This is a genomic window from Paenibacillus sp. Leaf72 (assembly GCF_001422685.1).
In the GTDB taxonomy this organism is placed as follows: Bacteria; Bacillota; Bacilli; order Paenibacillales; family Paenibacillaceae; genus Pristimantibacillus.
The window spans coordinates 1-17,874 of sequence record NZ_LMLV01000004.1 but is presented as its reverse complement, the minus strand read 5'-3'; the positions used below and the strand labels follow the sequence as shown (position 1 = coordinate 17,874).

Genomic DNA, 17,874 nt, shown 5'->3' with positions numbered 1-17,874 from the left:
ACAATGACAGTCAAATGTTAAGCGGATATTCGGCCTTTTGAATCAAACGCTTACATAATGATCTATGCTACAATATAGCTATAGTGATCCTTCTTATAACAGGTTTAGAGAGGATGTTAATCATTGGATAAAGTCAGAATCGGCATATTAGGCCTTGGGAATATGGGAACAGGACACGCACGTTATTTGATTGAAGGAAGAGTAGAGGGCGCCGTGCTTGCTGCGGTGTCGGATGTGCGTTCCGAACGTTTGGAGCTGGCAGCGCAGGAATGGGGGACAGAACTAAAGCTGTATTCGACGGCTGAGGAACTATTCTACTCAGGCGAGGTGGACGGCGTGCTCATCTGCACCCCGCATTATGATCATCCGCAGCAGGCAGCCGCAGCGTTGAAGGCCGGGCTGCATGTATTGATTGAGAAGCCAGCTGGCGTTTATACGAAGCAGGTTCGCGAGATGAATGAAGCGGCGGCTCAAAGCAATAAAGTGTTCGGCATTATGTATAATCAACGCACGAATCCGCTGTACGCGAAGCTTCGCGATTTAATTACATCCGGGGAGCTCGGGGAAGTTCGCCGCACGAACTGGATTATTACGAACTGGTACCGCTCACAGAGCTATTACGATTCGGGCGGCTGGCGTGCAACGTGGGCTGGCGAAGGCGGCGGCGTACTGCTGAATCAGGACCCGCATCAGCTTGACCTGTGGCAGTGGACGACAGGAATGATGCCGAAGCGCGTGCGCGCTTTTTGCTCCTTTGGAAAACACCGTGATATTGAAGTGGAAAACGATGTGACGGCTTACGTGGAATATGAAAACGGAGCAACGGGTGTGTTTGTCACCTCGACCTTTGAGTCGCCGGGAACGAACCGTTTTGAAATTTCGGGTGAACGCGGCAAAATCGTCATTGAAAATGACAAAATGACGTTTTGGCGGCTGCGCGTATCTGAAACCGAATTTAATGCGAGCTTTAAAGGCGGCTTCGGCCAGCCGGAATGCTGGAAATTCGAAATTCCGGTCAGCGATGGCGGCAATCACATGGGCATTACTCAGGACTGGGTAAATGCGATTCTGCATGGCACGCCATTGCTTGCTCCAGGCGAAGAGGGGATTAGGGGACTGGAGCTGTCCAACGCGATGCTGCTCTCTACATGGACAGATGGATGGGTCGATCTTCCGATTAACGAGGATTTATTTTATGAGAAGCTGCAAGAGAAAATACTGAGCTCGGATAAGCACAAAGATGCGAACAGTTATGAGACGCTGGATGTGAGAGGTACCCACTAATCAATAACCACTGATGAGCAAGCGAGAGGGAGGCAACATTTATGTCAACAGCAAATGGAATGAATTATGCCCCGAAAGGCAAGCCCAAACCAGTTGTCAAAGAAGGAGAGTTTGTATTCGCTGCTTTGTCGCTGGATCATGGGCATATTTATGGCATGTGCAACGGTCTTCGGGAAGCGGGCGGCACGCTCAAGTGGGTTTATGATCCAGACCCGAAGAAGGTAGAAGCATTTGTGCGCACTTATCCTGAGGTTCGCCCAGCGGAATCGAAGCAGCAAATTTTGCAGGATGCGGAAGTGGTGCTCGTTGCAGCAGCAGCGATAACGAATTTGCGCGGCCCGCTTGGCGTCGAGGTCATGAAGCATGGCAAGCATTATTTTACGGACAAAGCGCCGTTTACGACGCTTGAGCAGCTGGCTGAGGCGCGTAAAGTAACGGCAGCTACAGGCAAAATTTATGCGGTCTATTACAGCGAGCGCCTTCATGTAGAATGCGCGGAATACGCAGGGCAGCTCGTGAAGGACGGGGCTATCGGCCGCGTGCTGAATGTAATGGGATTGGGGCCTCATCGTTTGAATGCAGCGGCTAGGCCAGACTGGTTTTTCAATAAGGAGCAGTACGGCGGCATCATTTGCGATATTGGCAGTCATCAAATTGAGCAGTTTCTGTATTTCGCCGGCTGTAAGGATGCGACGGTGCAATCCAGCAAAATAGCCAATTACAATAATAAGCAATACCCAGAGCTTGAGGACTTTGGCGACGCTACGCTTATCGGCGACAACGGGGCTACGCATTATTTTCGCGTGGACTGGTTTACGCCGGATGGCTTGTCTACTTGGGGCGATGGCCGGACGATTATTCTCGGGACAAAAGGCTATATCGAGCTGCGCAAATATGTCGATTTGACGAGAGGCGGCAGCGACCATCTGTTCCTCGTGAATGGAGACGGCGAGCAAAAAATAGATGTGAAAGACAAGGTTGGTTTCCCTTATTTTGGAGCGCTCATTCTTGATTGCTTGAATGGCACGGAGCTTGCGATGCCGCAGGCGCATACGTTTAAAGCGGCAGAGCTTTGCTTGCAGGCGCAATTGCAGGCTGTCCGGGTCGAGTAGGGAAAGAGCAGAGGAAGCGAAACATACAATACGGTTCGAGGAAGGGAGAAACGTGAATCGATGATGAAGTTGTCTGTATTTACGGTAGCAACACCGGAGCTGGGGCCTGAGGAACTGGCAGCCGCCGCGCAAGAGGCAGGAATTCATGCTGTAGAATGGCGTTACAAAGAAGCACCGGATGCAGCTGTGGCGAGCCAGGAGCCTTCTTTCTGGGGCAACAATCGCTGTACGATTTTCCCCTCAGGCGGAGATGAAATGCTGGATCGCTTTGGCAAGGCTGCGGCTGATCATGGACTGACATCGCTCAGCCTGACTCCATATCTCACCGCTGGCGATTTGGAGGCAACCGAACAGGTGCTGAAAGCGGCGAAGCGGGTAGGGGCTTCCTTTATTCGACTTGGTGTTCCGATTTATGATCGCAGCCGGCCGTTCGGCGAGCTGTTCACGCTGGCAAGAACGTATTTGCAGCAAGTGCAGGAGCTGTGCCGAAAGTATGGCGTTAAAGGCTTAGTCGAGACCCATCATCAGACGATTGCGGCAAGCGCTTCCGCAGCTTATCGGCTCTGCGAAGGGCTGGACCCGGATTGTATTGGCGTGCTGTACGATCCCGGCAATATGGTTTACGAAGGCTTCGAAAACTACCGGATGGGACTTGAGCTGCTAGGTCCGTATTTGGCCCATGTGCATGTGAAAAATGCGGGCTGGCAGGCTGGACCGGAAGAGGCGGATGGCAGCATCAACTGGAAGGCGGATTGGACGGGACTCGCTAAAGGGGTAGTGCCGTGGAAGCAAATCATCGAGGATTTGCAGGCTGTCGGCTACGACGGCTATCTCGGCATTGAAGATTTCAGCAAGGAATTTGCGGAGTCTCCAGACATGCTGCGGCATTTTGTCCGCTATATTAACGGATTGCAGTCGCAAGGTTAAAATGCTCGATTTCGGCTACCGAATTCAGACGCCGCTTGAAGCGATTTTTCATTCACATACGAATTACGAGGTTTATTATTTTCATGAAGGAAAATGCAACTATTTGATTGGCGATCAAATTTACCATATGCAGCCGGGTGATATGATGATTTTGTTCGGCATGACGCTGCATTGTGCCAAAATCGATCCTTCCGTTCCTTATGTCCGGACGATTGTCCATTTTGAGCCTTCGCTGCTGCGCCCGCTGCTGGAGCTGCCGCAGGCGCTCAATGTTATGGAGCCGTTTGAGGAGCTGCGCAATCACCGCCTGCGGCTCAGAGGCGAGCATAAGGAAGAGGCGGAGCGGCTTTTGGCTCAAATGCATGTGCATCAGCAGCGGGGCGATGCCATCGGCAGCAACCGTCTGCTGCTTGCCTTTGTTGATTTATTGTATTTTATTTTTGGCTTGTGCGAGCAGCCGCTAAGGGACCGGCAAGAATTTTCCTCGGATAAGGAGCAGACGGTGCAGCGCATCATTTCCTTGCTGGAGCACAGCTATACGGACGATTTGCATATGGAGCAGCTGGAAGAACGGCTGCATTTAAGCAAGTCGTACATTGCCAGGCTGTTTAAGGATGTGACGGGTGTAACGGTGTTTCACTATGTGTATAGAAGGCGAATCAATGAGGCAAAAATCATGTTTTTGATGGAGCCGTCCGTCACGGTTACAGAAGCATGCTATCGTCTGGGCTTCAAGCATCTGGCCCATTTCAGCAGAATGTTCAAGCAGTTTGTCGGTGTATCACCAGAGCAGTTCAAGCGGCGCGAGACGCAAGGCTAATCGTATAAATAGGGGGAATGATTCGGGTGAAGCTGGAACGTGGGCAGAAGCTGTTGTTTATTGGAGACTCGATTACGGATTGCGATCGGAACAAGCAGAATGGCGAGGGGCTGTTCGGCGCGCTTGGCAGAGGTTACGTAGCGCAGGTGGATGCGCTGCTGCAGGCGGTTTATCCGGAGCTCGGTATTCGCGTAGTGAACATGGGAACGGGCGGGCATACGGTCCGTGATTTAAAAGCGAGATGGCAGGAAGATGTGACGGATAAAAAACCGGATGTGCTTTCGATCATGATCGGCATCAATGACGTATGGCGCCAATATGATACGCCGTTCATTACGGAGTGGCATGTCTATATCGAGGAGTACGAGCAAACGCTGCGCGAGCTGGTCGCACTGGCGAAGCCGGTGGCCGGAAGCGGCATCGTGCTGATGACGCCTTTCTTTCTGGAAAGCAATGAGCAGGATGCGATGCGCCGCACGATGGACGAATATGGTGCAGTTGTACGCCGAATTGCAGATGAGACGGGCTGTCTGTTCATTGATACACAGGCGGCATTTAATAAAGTGCTGGCCCATCTCTATTCCGCTACTTTGGCGTGGGATCGCGTGCATCCGACGGCGGCAGGCCATATGGTGCTGGCGAGAGCTTTTTTGCAGGCAATGGATTTCGATTGGACGAAATAAAAGTGGGTGAAAAGCTTATCCGTCGAGGATAGGCTTTTTTTTGATTTTAATGCCGCATAAGCCGTCCATATGTGTGCATGATGAACGTAGATGATGAATGTAGACGAATAAACGTATTGCAAAAACTAATATCATTAGTTATTATAAAACTAATGATATTAGTTTTTGCGCAGCAAGCGCAAAATACCGAGGAGCGATGCATTGTGAGAATGACCAAACATCAGCATATTTATCAGTTGACCTATTTGCCCCATGTATTTCCTGTTAATTGCTATTTGGTCGAAGAAGAGGACGGCTTGACGCTGATCGATGCAGCACTGCCGAATAATGCCGAAGCGATTATGCAGGCAGCACGCAAGCTGGGCAAGCCGATTGTACGAATCGTGCTGACGCATGCGCATGATGATCATATCGGAGCGCTGGATGCGCTCAAAGCACAGCTGCCGGATGCAGTCGTAGCAATCTCGGCGAGGGATGCGCGATTGCTGCGAGGAGACCGCTCCTTGGAACCGGGAGAGCCGGCTACCCCAATCAGAGGCGGTGTGCCGAAAAAAGTAGCAACGAAGCCGGATCTGCTGCTTCAAGATGGCGACCGTATCGGATCGCTGCTGGCGGTTGCAGCACCGGGACATACGCCCGGTTCCATGGCCTTTCTCAATACGAGAGGCGGCGAGCTGATTGTCGGGGATGCTTTTCAACTGCGTGGAGGCGTTGCGGTAAGCGGACAAGTTCGGCCGTTGTTTCCATTTCCGGCATGGGCAACCTGGAATAAGCAGCAGTCGCTGATTAGTGCGAGGCGCCTGCTTGCACTGAAGCCGTCCTTGCTGGCAGTCGGACACGGCAACCTGCTTGTTGACCCGGTGGCCGCAATGGAGCAGGCCATCATAACGGCTGAACGCAAGCTCGCTGCTGCTGCGGCACATTAAAGGAAAAGCACGCTGATATAATCTGTATGGATTTCACAACAGCAAGGAGAAGATGACATGTCGCCAAGAATAGGCTTGGATGTACCGACGATAGTTCGGACAGCCGCAGAAATTGCCAATACGCAAGGGCTGGAAGCAGTGACGATGGCTTCGCTTTCGCAGAAGCTGGGTATTCGCTCTCCCTCTTTATACAACCATATAGACGGTTTGAGTGGGGTGAAGCTGGCGCTTGCGATTTATGGCTTGCGCGAAATGAACGAGCAGATGAGTAAAGCGGTAGAAGGACTGACAGGGGAAGACGCCGTTTATGCGGCGGGCAAAGCCTATGTTGCTTTTGCCCGCTCGAATCCGGGTGTTTACGAGGCAACAATTCCGTCCCAATCACAGGATAATGATGAATTTAAAGCGGTTAGCGAGCAGCTGATGGGGCTCATTATTAATTTGCTGGATAGCTACAAATTAAAGCAGGAGATAGCGATTCATATCGTCCGCGGCTTGCGCAGCCTGCTGCATGGATTTAGCTCCATCGAGCAGAAAGGCGGCTTCGGCTTGCCCTACCAGTTGGACGAATCGATGCAGCTTGTGCTGCAAACGTATTTGTCGGGTATTCAACAAATGTGTATAGAAGAGTAACATCTTTAATCTAATCGCAGCATGTCTATTTAATTTCGCTTCCGAATAAATATTTTCTTCCTTATACAATATAAGGATAAACATGCGAAAAATACAGTCAAGTGTACATGCCATTTTGAAGCAGGGACATTATCCATAACTATTTTTAAGGGAATAGAAAGGATGAAAAATTGAAAGTAATAAAATAATTTATTTATGTTAGATAATTTTTTTTGCGGGATGGATATACTTCTGCTGATGAAGTAAAAACTGAAAAAAGATAAGAAAATAACACCTGTCATTTGAATGGCACTATTTCCTGTAGCAAATTCGATAAGCATTAAAAATATTAAAAATAAAACTAAAATATAAGCATCGATTAAATCAATAATAAGATTTATTTTCCTGTTTGTGATGGGGAACTCATCTAAATAAGAATTTTTAAATATAGGATATTCTAATTGTAGCGTTAGAAAAGTAACAAGACATATCATGTAAGGAATATCTACAAATGCAGCCTTGGGCATATTAAAAAAAGGAGCTAGAACTACATCATTAAAACATGATAAAAGAGTTACAACAGTAAAAATACGAATAATTCTACCCATATAGTCAGAATTTCTAAGCAAGCGGGTTATGTGAGTAGTTAACATTGCTTTTGTATGTTTATTTAAATAGAGAATACGGGTAGAGAGTTTCATAAGTTTACTGGTGAAATAGAAATAAAGCATTGCGTTTCTGCTGAATTGATTCATTTGTTGAGCAGCGAGTAGCGGACCTGTGAGTAAGCCTAAAATGGTTAAAATTATAATAATATAAGCAGCAACTGAAGGTGAATATTGAAAAATAGATAGACTAAGCATTTGCTTTTTGTTTAGTACATACAGTAGTGCGGAACATGAAAAAAACAACATTGAAAACCAAATGCTCAAACCAGGTAAACTTTTTAAAAATCCAAATAAAAACTCGAAATAAAGTCGTAAAAATCGTATTGCTTCCAACAATATAACGAATATAATTACAGTTTTTAAACTGGTATCATTCCAAAGTAAAATTAAAGCTGCAATAAGATACTCTAATAAAATAAAAAACTTTAAGGAACTAACTAAATAAACCTTATAAAAATAAGCAGTAGGCTTAATTGGCATAGAACCAACAAATTTGCTTAGCGTAGGGATACTTTTCAAAACGGCAGCAGTGAAAAATAAAAGAATTAAATTTAGAGCCAAATAGATACCGATGTAATATTCCATAGTTATTGCTGTGCCAAAATTTTTGATGCCTAAAAGGATAAGACTCATTAAAAAGCCGAGGCTGCAAAAATCAATGATGGCTTGTTTAGTCACATTTGAAATACGATCGTCATAAGCAATCGATAAAAGTTTTCTAAAAGCAGACAGATTCATGTAATATCCTCTTTCACAACATGAATACCATTATTGAAAAGTTCGAAAATAAGATCGGCAACCTCTTCACCATAATCACGAATATGTGTAGTGAGAAGTGTTCCCATACCTTGTAATTTTCTATGCTGATAAGCTTGTTGAATAAAAAGCACTGCATCAGTATCTAAGCCCTCATAAATCTCATCACAGATGAGAAGCTTTGGACAAATAAGCATTGCTGCTATGAACTGGATTTTCTTTTTAGTTCCAAAGGAAAGTTTTGAGAAAAGGGTATTCAGTTCGGTTAAGACATTTAAATCTTCTGCAAGATGGCTCACTTGTTCTATTCGTTCAAAAGGGATCATATAAATTTCTTTAAGAAACTGAAAAAATTCGTTTGGAGTCAACAGCTCGATAAATTGCTGATGGTCTGATGAGATGAAAAAAGTATTTGTTCTTAGACTTATACGGTCAGATAAAGGATTGCCGGCAATTTCTATAATTCCAGCGTCAATTCGCTCATAATGAAGCAAGCATTTTAGGAACACACTTTTTCCAACACCATTTGCTCCTTTTAGTACATAAATGGAGGGCGCTGGCATAGCAAAATTGATTTTGTTTAATACAAGTTTTTTTCCAAAGCTTTTAGATACATTTCTTACATCAATAAGAGGAGGAGGGGATGTTGTATTCATTGACATATTTTATACCAATCCTTATAATGATTTATTAAAGGTAAGCCAGAGGGAGTTTTCTGGGTCTTATCTCATCACTTTTTTTGCTCAGCGTTCGTGGCGCTGGGCTTTTTTAGTTATCTCCGAAAACAGCTTTTAATGCTTCATATATGATTTCAACGTATACAGATCTTTCCACCAGCCATTGGGTGGCTTTCCACACGCCAGCATCCCATGCTGCTTTAAAGCTGCTCCATGCTGACCCAATAGCCACTTTGATTACATCCCAAGCTTTTGAACCATATTTAATAATATAAGCAATAATCTTTGCGATCAATTAAATCATCTCCTCTAATTTTCCCCTCTGACTTCACCTGAATACAATATTATACTTATTTTACAAATTAGTAAATTTCGCATATGCGCAATTATTTGGTTAAAAATTTAAAAAATATACATTTATTAGACTGTAATTTATATTTTTAATATGGGTAATATAGTAAGTTTTTGACTTGTGGGATTTATCGCCAGACCCAAAAAAGTTAAGTTTCCGTAGAAATTAACGCCGGATTTTTTATAGAAAGTGAAAATTTTGTGAAATGTAATAAATACTCAAAGATTGAAATTGAAATAAAAATATGGTATTAATTAGTTATGTATTGATTGTCTGAATTATGAAAGGAGTGGAAAAATGAGAAGAATTTTTGAAGTGCTAAGTTTTGTTGGGATACTAGGCTATCTGTTATGCCGAATCTTTTTTTATGAAGAGACGGAGACGATGAGATACCTATTTGGAGGCGCGGCATTATTAGGTTTCATAGGCAGAGTATTTTTGAGAGAAAGGAAAACTAGCTAAACATGGAATTGAACGCAACGGAAAAGAAGATATTGTTGCTCATTTGCAAGGAAAAGCCTAATAAAGAGATCGCCTCAATTTTGTATATCTCAAAGCGAATGGTCGATTATCATGTTACGTCCATACTTGGAAAGTTTAACGTAGCCACACGGGTAGGAGCTGCTGTATTTGCTTTGCAAAATCAAATTATCACTTCCGAGGAAATGAATGAAAACGTTTAAAATAGATTTGATGAAGTAAATATAATATAGGAGGACATTATGTTTGGTATTGTTTTGAAAGAGTATCTGGGGCTAATAAAAGGTGTGAAATCTTTTCTTGTCATTCTATTTGTAACATCCGTATCTATTTGGGCCGCTCAGTATGCTTCAAGCAGTACATTTTTGACAGAGGCATCCGGAGATTCTCAAGGAACGGAGCTTGCGGGGTTATCTTTTATTTTTATTTTGTTCGGGGCATTGTTTATCTATATATTATCCCATGATATTGTAAACCGGGATATTGAATTGCAAAGAATAAGACTTCTCATTACAAAAACATCTCGGAAAAACGTAATAGTTGGCAAGTTTATATCCGTATTTTCTTTTTGGGCAAGCGTTACTCTAATCACCTTTGTTTGTATTTCTATCAGTACTCAAACTTTTTATATTGCTCCATTAATTTTATTGTGGGTTTTCATAGCATTTCATTCTGGAGTAGCGATAATGATGTCCACTATTATTACGAAACATAGCTATACGGTACTTATCAGTTTAATTGCCGGGCTTGTAATTCCAGGTATAGGGATATGGAGTTTATTTAACAAATCAGTTATAGCCAAAGTTTTAAATTATGCGCTGCCTTATTATATTGCAATGGATGATTATCGTTTTATTGCTTTAACAGTTGTTGAGATTGCTATTATGTTAATAATCTCAATTATCGTTTTTGAAAGAAAGGAACTCTAGTTCAGATGACTATACTAAAAGTGGACGGATTAACCAAGGAATATAGAAATCATAAGGTAGTGGATGAAATTAGCTTTTCACTAAATAAGGGTGAGATTTTTGCCTTTCTAGGCAGGAATGGGGCCGGGAAGAGCACTACGATAAATATGTTGACAGGAATTTTAAAACCTACTCGTGGAAGTATAGAAATCTTTGACCAACCTTACGAATATTTAAATCGAATTAAATCGCGTATGGGTGTTCTGCCTGATAACAGCAATTATTATAATGACATGACTGCCCTGCAGCATATGTTTTTTTTCGCTCGCATTAAAGGCTTTGGGGCAAATAAGAAAGCGATGCTCGAATTGTTAGAGGAAGTTGGCTTAGGAGAGCATGCGAATAAGAAAGTAGGTAAATTCTCGTTAGGAATGAAGAAGAAATTAGGTATCGCTCAAGCCTTAATTGGCTCTCCTGAATTGCTCTTTCTTGACGAACCGACCTCAACGCTTGATATTGAGTCATCTATTATAATTCGAGATTTAATTATAAAATGGGCCTCACAAGGAACCACTGTGTTTATGACCTCGCATAACCTTGATGAGGTGGAAAGAGTGTGCAGTCGCATCGCTATACTTCATAAAGGGAAAATTGAGAAAATAGGGAGTATGAAGGAGCTGCAGCAGTCTCATGATGAGCATGTTCGACTAAAAATTAAATATCAATCGAATACCGAGAATGAATTTCAACTATGGATGAATGAAATGAGCCAATTCGCAGAAATTGCAGCATGGAACAATGAATGGGTGGAATTAAACATAGCAAACGAAGGCGTAATTCCTCATATAGTCAATGGAGCGGTTCGCTATCATTTAGACCTATTTCGAATAGAGGTTGAACATACTTCATTGGAAACCATTTTTGTTAACCACGAGAATAAAGGTTGAAAAATAATGCTCTTTTGGCATAAAACAGTTTTCCCGGTTGTAATTATGAGGGAGGAACCTATTTTGCCAGAAGGGAGAGGGCTGCCCATTACGAAGCAACAGCTGCCGCGAAGCTCGCTATTGTCTATTGGAGGGATGCTGCTTCCCCTTGTCATTCACGGCATTCATTTGCTGCTGCCACTGCTGTTGACAGGGAGTATAGCAGTGGAAAGCAGCATGCATAGGCATCACGGCGAAGCGGCCGGCTCGGGAACAGATTGGGTGGGCTTGCTGCTAAACGGCATTACGGCTATCTCGGTCATCGTTACCATCATTTATTTATACCGAATTTGGACCAGCAAAACCTGCAGCAGAACGAACGCATGGCTGTACACGGGCATTTCCGTTGTCTGCTTTGTGCTCATCGCCGCAACATTATAAGGTAATAGGGAAGGCTCAAAGCCAAGCAGCGGCCGGAGCTTTCTCTTTTTTTTTGCAAAAATCTTCTGTTGCGCTTCTGGTTGAATTTTGCTCTAATGAAAGTAACGTAAATGAATGAGTACTCTTCGGGAAAAGGAAGAGATTCGAAAGGAAGCAGCAGAAGATGGAAACAAAAGCCCGATTGCAAAAATTTGGCATGCAAATGACTCCTCGCGTCTGGTATAACGCCAAAATTGATGTGGGCGCTTCATTATTGTTCAGCTTGTTTAATGTGGTGCTTAATCAGTTTTACATGCCGTTTGCAATACAGCAGGGGGCGACGAACTTTCAGGTAGGGCTATTGTCGGCAGCCCCGGCAATTGGCCTTATTTTCTCGCCGCTGTGGGCGAACTGGATCGAGAAAAGCAACAATCCAAAACCATTTGTGGTCATTCCAAACTTAATTGGCAGGCTGCTTCTGCTGCTTCCGGCGTTGTTTGCTCATCCTTCGGTGTTTGTGGCAACGGCGCTCGTTTTTCAAATTTTGATGGGTATTCAAGCTCCGGCTTATGCGGCACTCGTGTCCCGCATGTATCCGCCCGATGTAAGAGGCAGGCTGATGGGGTATGTGCGAGTGGCCATGGGAGCCATTATGATCCCGCTCGCCTATTTGGTCGGAAAATGGGCCGATACGTCCGGTACGGCCTGGCCGCTCGTCTGTGCAGCAGCAGCAGGCACATTGTCTATATTGCTGTTCCAGACGCTGCGTCTGCCGAAAATTCCGCTGAAAAAGCTGGTGGCTCCCGGCGCTTCGGTCACCCGCTTCTCGCTGCGCGATCAGTGGAAGCTCGTGTCGGGCAACAAGAAGCTGGCTGTGCTGCTGGCCGCAACGTCGCTTGCTGGCTTCGGCAATATGCTGTCAATTCCGCTATACCAGATTATTCAGGTACAGGTGCTTGAACTAAGCAATGTGCAAATTGGTTATGCGCGCGTCGCTTATTTTATCGGACTGCTGGTCACTTATTTTATAGCGGGCTGGATGATTGATCGTTTTGATATCCGCTATACGATATTGGGCGGGATTGCAGCATATGCTATCGTTCCGATGCTTTATGGGCTGATAGGCACCTACCCGGCGGTCATACTCGGCAATGGGATTCAGGGGATTGGCGAAGCGATTTGGGATATTGGCATCCTTTCTTATATTTTCAGGCTTGCTCCTGGGCGTGAGGCGGTCGTGTTCGGTATCCATCTGATGCTGTTTGGCGTGAGGGGCACGCTTGGACCATTGCTGAGCGCGGGCTTTTCGGACAGTGTGCCGCTGAGTACGCTGCTTATCGGGGCTGCTATTTTTGGCTGGGTCGGCACGCTGCTGTTTGTAATCGGCAACCGCAAGCGGGCGGGGACGCGGCTTTCAAACGGCACTACGCTAGGAGAGTAAAGGGGCAGCAGAAACGCTGCCTTGCATACAACTTAGAGAACGCTTACAACCAGCATGGGAAACGGCTGATGATCATTTGAGGGAGGAAAACAAAGATGACGGATGTTTTTCGATTTGATTTTGGTGTTGGAGCTGCGAGGGACGGGCATGTGAAGGTAACGGACTCAACGTTGTACGAGCCAGGCAAAGGCTACGGATTCAGCTCGGTCACGAAGGTAGCGGCGAAGAGTCGTGTGGAAGCGGAGGGCATGGGCAGCGACTTCTGTATTCCGATGGAAACGTCCTTTTTGCTTGATGTAGAAAATGGTGTCTACACCGTGAATTTGTTAATCGGCGATGCCATAACCGCAACGGAGACGACGATTAAAGCCGGCTGTGGCCGGCTCATGGCACAGCGTGTGAGGACGGTAGCAGGCGAGTTTATTCGCTACAGCTTTTCCTTGTCCATAAGAGATGGTCAAATCCGCCTGGCCTTTACGGGATTGGCGCCGCGCATTAATGCGCTTGAGGTGCTGCCTTCCAGCCAAACGCCGACCCTTTTTCTTGCCGGAGATTCAACCGTTACGGATCAGCGCGAGGATGGCTATCCCTATGCTGGCTGGGGCCAAATGCTGCCCAAATGGTTCAAGCAGGATGTAGCTATTGAGAATAGGGCGGTTTCCGGGCGGAGCTCCAAAAGCTTTATCGGAGAGGGCCGCCTTGATGAAATCTTACAATGGATGAAGCCGCGGGACGTGCTGATGATCCAGTTCGGACATAATGACCAGAAGCCGGATGAGGAGCGGCGGACGGAGCCTTTTACCACTTATAAGGAATATTTAAAACAGTACATAGACGGGGCTCGGCATCGCGAGGCGATTCCCGTGCTGGTGACGTCCGTACAGCGGCGATTTTATGAAGCAGATGGTAGTCTCGTCGATACGCATGGCGATTATTTAATTGCGATGAGGGAGCTTGCCGAGGAGGAAAATGTACCGTTAATCGATTTGGCAGAGGAAAGCCGCAAGCTGTTCGAGGAGCTTGGGCCGGAAGCGACCCAATCGGTATTTATGTGGGCGGCGCCCGGCGAGTTTATGAACTTTCCCAATGGCGTAGAGGACAATACGCATTTTCAGGAGCGCGGAGCGCTGCAAGTTGCCAGCCTTGTTGTCGAGCAGCTGAAGCAATTGAGGCTTGGAGCAATACAGGTCGCATTCCGCTAAGCTTTGTTGTCACTAAGTGCGCGCCGCACATTCAGCGGACGTTAAGGCGGCATTCATACGGTGTTCATAATGGTTTGATAAGCTGTGCTTGTACAATTAAGCAAGGCTTATTGAAAGGAAGCGAACCCTATGAAGAATTGGAAAACACTACTAAGTACGATTGTGATAACGGCCACTTTGGCTGCATGCAGCGCCAATCAGACAGCAACGAATACGACTGCTGCTGCAGGCACGGAAGCGGCTGCTGCAGGCACGGAAGCGGCCGCTGCGCAGAGTGGCACACAAGCGGATGCTGGTGCTGGACAAGCGCAACGCGGTCCGGGCCAAGGCGGCATGATGATGGGAGGCACAATGGGCAAGATCAAATCCATTGATGGGCAGACCATTACGTTCTACAAATCTTCCTTCACGCCAGGTGACCGCCAAGGAGGCGGCGAGCCTCCAGCGCAAGGCGATGCACAGCAAGGTGAAGCGGGAGCGGCGCCAGATGGAACACAGCCGGAGCCGCCGGCTCAGGATGGTGGACAAGCTGCTGAGGGTCAGGGCGGTGGCCGGATGAATATGGAGAATATGTTCACCGAGGAGACGGTGGAAGTGACGGTGACCGATGCGACAACGATTACAGCCATTTCTTTCGAAAACGACCAGCGTGTGGAGACGGCCAAGACGCTTGCCGACTTGAAAGCCGATGACATTGTCACTTACACGTTAACCGACGGCACCCAGGATGCGGCAACGATTCAAATCGGCGGCATGATGGGTGGAGGAATGGGCGGCGGCCGTCCCGGCGGCCAAGGCAGCGGTGGCGGTACGGCGGGCCAAGGCTCGGATACAGCTGCTGACGCATCCGAGGCAGCAGCTTCATAACGATATTGAAATCGCAAAAAGGAAAGAGCGGCCCTAATGGCTGCTCTTTCCTTTTTGCTTGTGAAAGAATAATAAACAAACTAATGGAATAGATTTTGTTATATTGAGTCCAAATGCTAACATCTCTGCTTGCAAAGGGTGGAATCCGACATGCATCGAACAAAATCATATATTAATTCCATTGATCTTTCTACGGTTGCAACGTTTCGGGCGCTGGTCGAAGCCATTGTGCCAAACACACCTGCGCTTGCCGTTTACGGAGCGGAGCAAACGGCTGGAGCAGTAGATTTGCACATTCATGAGTATATGATATGGGAATTGGATCATAGTCTTTCGCTTTTTTTAGGCACACATCTTACGGTCGTTCCGTTAGCTGCCCCAACGGCCCAAATGCTCAATGCGGGTGCGGTTCAACTCGTCACCTCTGGGCGTGCGCAGCATGCTCCAAATCATGCGGTTTGGGAAAGCAGCCCCTATGCCGCACTTTCTCCTATCGATAGGATTCGGGTTCTAGCAATGCTTGAGCAGCTTGATGTTGATCTTTGGAGCTTGCCCCCTCCGTACCAGTATGATGGAGGCATTGTCCGCTTTATGGTTGACTTTCTCAACAGGCAGACGATGTTTGGCAATTACTCGGAGTGGTCCGCGTATGGTACGACTCGGCTCGCTACGCCTACCGAGCGAAGATTGGAATATTTCCCGATCAGCTGGAAGCAGGTCGGTTACCCAGGCGTCGTTCCGGGTTACCGGGCGCTGCTCGGTTATAAGTTGACCATCGTTCGTGAGGGAGGGGAATCTACCATTGTATGATGCGGATGTAATCGTAATCGGATCCGGCGGCGGAGGTGCCGTTGCTGCCAAGGAGCTCGCAGAGGCTGGACTGCAAGTATTGGTGCTGGAAGCTGGCCCATGGTATGGAAATAAAAACTGGCAAAACCCGAACAGCGAGCGTGGAGGGGAATGGAGCTCCAGCTACAATGATCTGGATGTAGCTCTCTATAAGAAGCTGTACAATGGGTATGAGAACAACATGAATGATGTGGTGTCCGGCATGTTCCGCTTCGGTCCGGCAGACCGCCGGCGTACACCTTGGCATAGGGTTATGCGCCAGAAGGGAGACATCTGGCAGCTTTCCGGAGTTGGAGGAACGACCCAGCATTATTGGACGCAGTCGCCGCGGGCTTTTCCGATTGCAGTTGATGGGATATGGCCCATTAGCTATAAGGAGCTGATTCCTTATTACGAGAAAGCTGAAGCCACATTGCCTGTCCAGTTTGCACCGACGACTCCGAAAGAAGAGCTTTTTTACTACGGGGCTAAAAAGGCGGGCTGGCAGCTCATACCTACGCTCAATGTGACGACGCCGGGTTATCGCCCGAATCCAAACGCTATACTCCCGACAAATGAGCATCTGATGGACCCCAATTATTCATTGGAGCAATTATCACACATGGAAGGGTGCACCTTGAAGGGGAACTGTGTCAACGGCTGTTCGGTCGGACCGTCCGTCGATAAAATTGCCAAGAGAAGCACCCTCGTCAGCTACATTCCTCTCGCTCTCAAAACCGGCAATGTTGCCATTCGTCCCAATTCCTTCGCGATTAAAATTTTAACCGAGCAGGACCCGAAAGAAGGACTTCGTGCAACAGGTGTGCAATTTCGTGATACGTGGACAGGGGAAATCGGAGAGCTTCATGCAAAAACGGTCGTCATGGCTGCAGGCTGCATCGAATCTCCACGTCTGTGGCTGAATTCTGGACTGCCCCATAATGCTTGGGTAGGAAGAGGCTTGACCAATCATTGTTTTGACTGGGTTTCAGGCGTTTTTGATGAAAAGGAACTAATGAACATACTGGGCATGCCTGCCGTTTATCCGTATGTGGGGCACACTTCGGGAGCCAGAGTTGATATTCCGGGAACAGGGATTTTCCAAGTGTCCTGTTTGAGCCCGGGTTTAATGTCTTTTTTGACTTATGGCTTCAGCGAGGCAGGCTATAATGCCCTTAACCCTCCCGAGCCGGGAGCGCCTTGGGATATTCACGGCCGGGTCGTTGGTCCTCAATTGAAAGAGCTGATGATGAACTATACTCGAACGATGACGATGCTGCTTCTCACGGATGACGAAACGCTTTACCACAACAGGGTTGAGGTGGATCCGCTGCTGAAGGACGAGAACGGCCCAATTCCTGTTGTTTATTATACTCCGAGCAAAAAAACGCTGCAAAGACGTGACAAATTGGCCAGATATGCTTCCGAGACGCTAAAGCAAGCAGGAGCCAAAACGATTATTCGCTCGGATACGCCCTTCAGCTTTATGCTCCATATTGAAAGCACCATGCGAATGGGATACGTTACGGATACGAACTGCGAGGCGATGCAAGTCAAACGATTATTCATCGCTGATAACAGCGTGCATTTCAACGGAATCGGCGGTCCGAATCCGACCCTTACCACACAAGCGCTGGCCACACGAACGGCCGAAAAGATTTTTAATCAATATTTTGCATAACGCTAAATTTGTTATTTAGCATCTGTATGCATCCCCAAGCACATTTCGTTGACCACACAGACAGGTACCCTCTCTCATTTTTGAAGGACAGAGGTTCCGCTATTTCCGCTTTTTTTTCGATTTCAGCCTGCACGCGGACAGGAGATCCGCTATTGCCCTCATAATTGTGTCAAAATGGCGATTGCTGGCGCATTAGCGGCTCCTGTGCTCTTCTGTCAATAGAGTAGACACGCCCATTATGCTATTTTTTCGTAATAAAGCTGTTCGAAACGCAAGGGTGACATGTAGCCAAGCGTGCTGTTTG

General features: G+C 46.8%; 19 protein-coding genes. 16 read left to right on the top strand and 3 right to left on the bottom strand.

Translation table 11 applies throughout. From position 1 onward, the window contains the following. Window positions 1-123: 123 nt before the first annotated feature. The 7 genes from ASF12_RS10965 to ASF12_RS10935 all read left to right on the top strand — a co-directional run bounded on the left by ASF12_RS10965 (window position 124) and on the right by ASF12_RS10935 (window position 6,385). The gene (locus tag ASF12_RS10965) at window positions 124-1,284 is read left to right on the top strand and encodes a Gfo/Idh/MocA family protein (RefSeq protein WP_056033989.1); all 1,161 of its coding nucleotides are present in this window, start codon (window positions 124-126) and stop codon (window positions 1,282-1,284) included. A gap of 41 nt (window positions 1,285-1,325) precedes the next feature. Beyond that, window positions 1,326-2,396, top strand: a complete 1,071-nt coding sequence (locus tag ASF12_RS10960) for a Gfo/Idh/MocA family protein (RefSeq protein WP_046228814.1) — start codon at window positions 1,326-1,328, stop codon at window positions 2,394-2,396. Window positions 2,397-2,459: 63 nt separating this feature from the next. Next, window positions 2,460-3,323, top strand: coding sequence for a sugar phosphate isomerase/epimerase family protein (locus ASF12_RS10955; protein WP_056034270.1), 864 nt, complete (start codon window positions 2,460-2,462; stop codon window positions 3,321-3,323). Continuing rightward, on the top strand, window positions 3,286-4,143 hold the full coding sequence (locus ASF12_RS10950; protein WP_235533122.1) for an AraC family transcriptional regulator: 858 nt from the start codon (window positions 3,286-3,288) through the stop codon (window positions 4,141-4,143). Before ASF12_RS10955 ends, ASF12_RS10950 begins: the two co-directional genes overlap by 38 nt. Before the next feature lie 26 nt (window positions 4,144-4,169). Continuing rightward, on the top strand, window positions 4,170-4,826 hold the full coding sequence (locus ASF12_RS10945) for an SGNH/GDSL hydrolase family protein (RefSeq protein WP_056033983.1): 657 nt from the start codon (window positions 4,170-4,172) through the stop codon (window positions 4,824-4,826). 203 nt (window positions 4,827-5,029) lie between these two features. Continuing rightward, window positions 5,030-5,752 (top strand): MBL fold metallo-hydrolase, encoded by a 723-nt coding sequence (locus ASF12_RS10940; RefSeq protein ID WP_056033980.1) that lies wholly within the window; start codon window positions 5,030-5,032, stop codon window positions 5,750-5,752. Between the two features lie 57 nt (window positions 5,753-5,809). After that, window positions 5,810-6,385, top strand: a complete 576-nt coding sequence (locus tag ASF12_RS10935) for a TetR/AcrR family transcriptional regulator (RefSeq protein WP_056033977.1) — start codon at window positions 5,810-5,812, stop codon at window positions 6,383-6,385. A gap of 29 nt (window positions 6,386-6,414) precedes the next feature. On the opposite strand, the gene ASF12_RS10930 is transcribed toward ASF12_RS10935, so the two are convergent. The 3 genes from ASF12_RS10930 to ASF12_RS10920 all read right to left on the bottom strand — a co-directional run bounded on the left by ASF12_RS10930 (window position 6,415) and on the right by ASF12_RS10920 (window position 8,760). Beyond that, window positions 6,415-7,770: a hypothetical protein gene (locus ASF12_RS10930; RefSeq protein ID WP_056033975.1), complete on the bottom strand. Its 1,356-nt coding sequence runs from the start codon at window positions 7,768-7,770 to the stop codon at window positions 6,415-6,417. Then, window positions 7,767-8,450: an ATP-binding cassette domain-containing protein gene (locus ASF12_RS10925; RefSeq protein WP_056033973.1), complete on the bottom strand. Its 684-nt coding sequence runs from the start codon at window positions 8,448-8,450 to the stop codon at window positions 7,767-7,769. The genes ASF12_RS10930 and ASF12_RS10925 overlap by 4 nt, the downstream gene beginning before the upstream one ends. A gap of 106 nt (window positions 8,451-8,556) precedes the next feature. Then, window positions 8,557-8,760: a hypothetical protein gene (locus ASF12_RS10920; protein ID WP_056033970.1), complete on the bottom strand. Its 204-nt coding sequence runs from the start codon at window positions 8,758-8,760 to the stop codon at window positions 8,557-8,559. Window positions 8,761-9,281: 521 nt separating this feature from the next. Between ASF12_RS10920 and ASF12_RS10915 the strand changes: the two genes are divergently transcribed. The 9 genes from ASF12_RS10915 (at window position 9,282) to ASF12_RS10875 (ending at window position 17,570) form a co-directional block, all read left to right on the top strand. Beyond that, a complete protein-coding gene (locus tag ASF12_RS10915) occupies window positions 9,282-9,500 on the top strand; it encodes a response regulator transcription factor (protein WP_046228807.1) in 219 nt (72 codons plus the stop codon). 39 nt (window positions 9,501-9,539) lie between these two features. Continuing rightward, entirely contained in the window at window positions 9,540-10,226 is a 687-nt protein-coding gene (locus tag ASF12_RS10910; RefSeq protein WP_056033966.1) for an ABC transporter permease, read from the top strand. A gap of 5 nt (window positions 10,227-10,231) precedes the next feature. Further along, window positions 10,232-11,152, top strand: coding sequence for an ABC transporter ATP-binding protein (locus tag ASF12_RS10905; RefSeq protein ID WP_056033963.1), 921 nt, complete (start codon window positions 10,232-10,234; stop codon window positions 11,150-11,152). 63 nt (window positions 11,153-11,215) lie between these two features. After that, window positions 11,216-11,572, top strand: a complete 357-nt coding sequence (locus ASF12_RS10900) for a hypothetical protein (RefSeq protein ID WP_056033960.1) — start codon at window positions 11,216-11,218, stop codon at window positions 11,570-11,572. Between the two features lie 163 nt (window positions 11,573-11,735). Further along, window positions 11,736-12,992 carry an MFS transporter gene (locus ASF12_RS10895; protein WP_056033957.1) on the top strand — a complete coding sequence of 419 codons (1,257 nt, stop codon included), beginning with the start codon at window positions 11,736-11,738 and terminating at the stop codon, window positions 12,990-12,992. Between the two features lie 95 nt (window positions 12,993-13,087). Continuing rightward, complete coding sequence (locus tag ASF12_RS10890; RefSeq protein ID WP_056033954.1) at window positions 13,088-14,194, top strand: rhamnogalacturonan acetylesterase; 1,107 nt, start codon at window positions 13,088-13,090, stop codon at window positions 14,192-14,194. Window positions 14,195-14,323: 129 nt separating this feature from the next. Beyond that, complete coding sequence (locus ASF12_RS10885; protein WP_056033951.1) at window positions 14,324-15,061, top strand: hypothetical protein; 738 nt, start codon at window positions 14,324-14,326, stop codon at window positions 15,059-15,061. Window positions 15,062-15,211: 150 nt separating this feature from the next. Then, a complete protein-coding gene (locus tag ASF12_RS10880) occupies window positions 15,212-15,871 on the top strand; it encodes a hypothetical protein (RefSeq protein WP_056033948.1) in 660 nt (219 codons plus the stop codon). Continuing rightward, window positions 15,864-17,570 (top strand): GMC family oxidoreductase N-terminal domain-containing protein, encoded by a 1,707-nt coding sequence (locus ASF12_RS10875; protein WP_056033945.1) that lies wholly within the window; start codon window positions 15,864-15,866, stop codon window positions 17,568-17,570. Before ASF12_RS10880 ends, ASF12_RS10875 begins: the two co-directional genes overlap by 8 nt. Window positions 17,571-17,874: the final 304 nt, after the last annotated feature.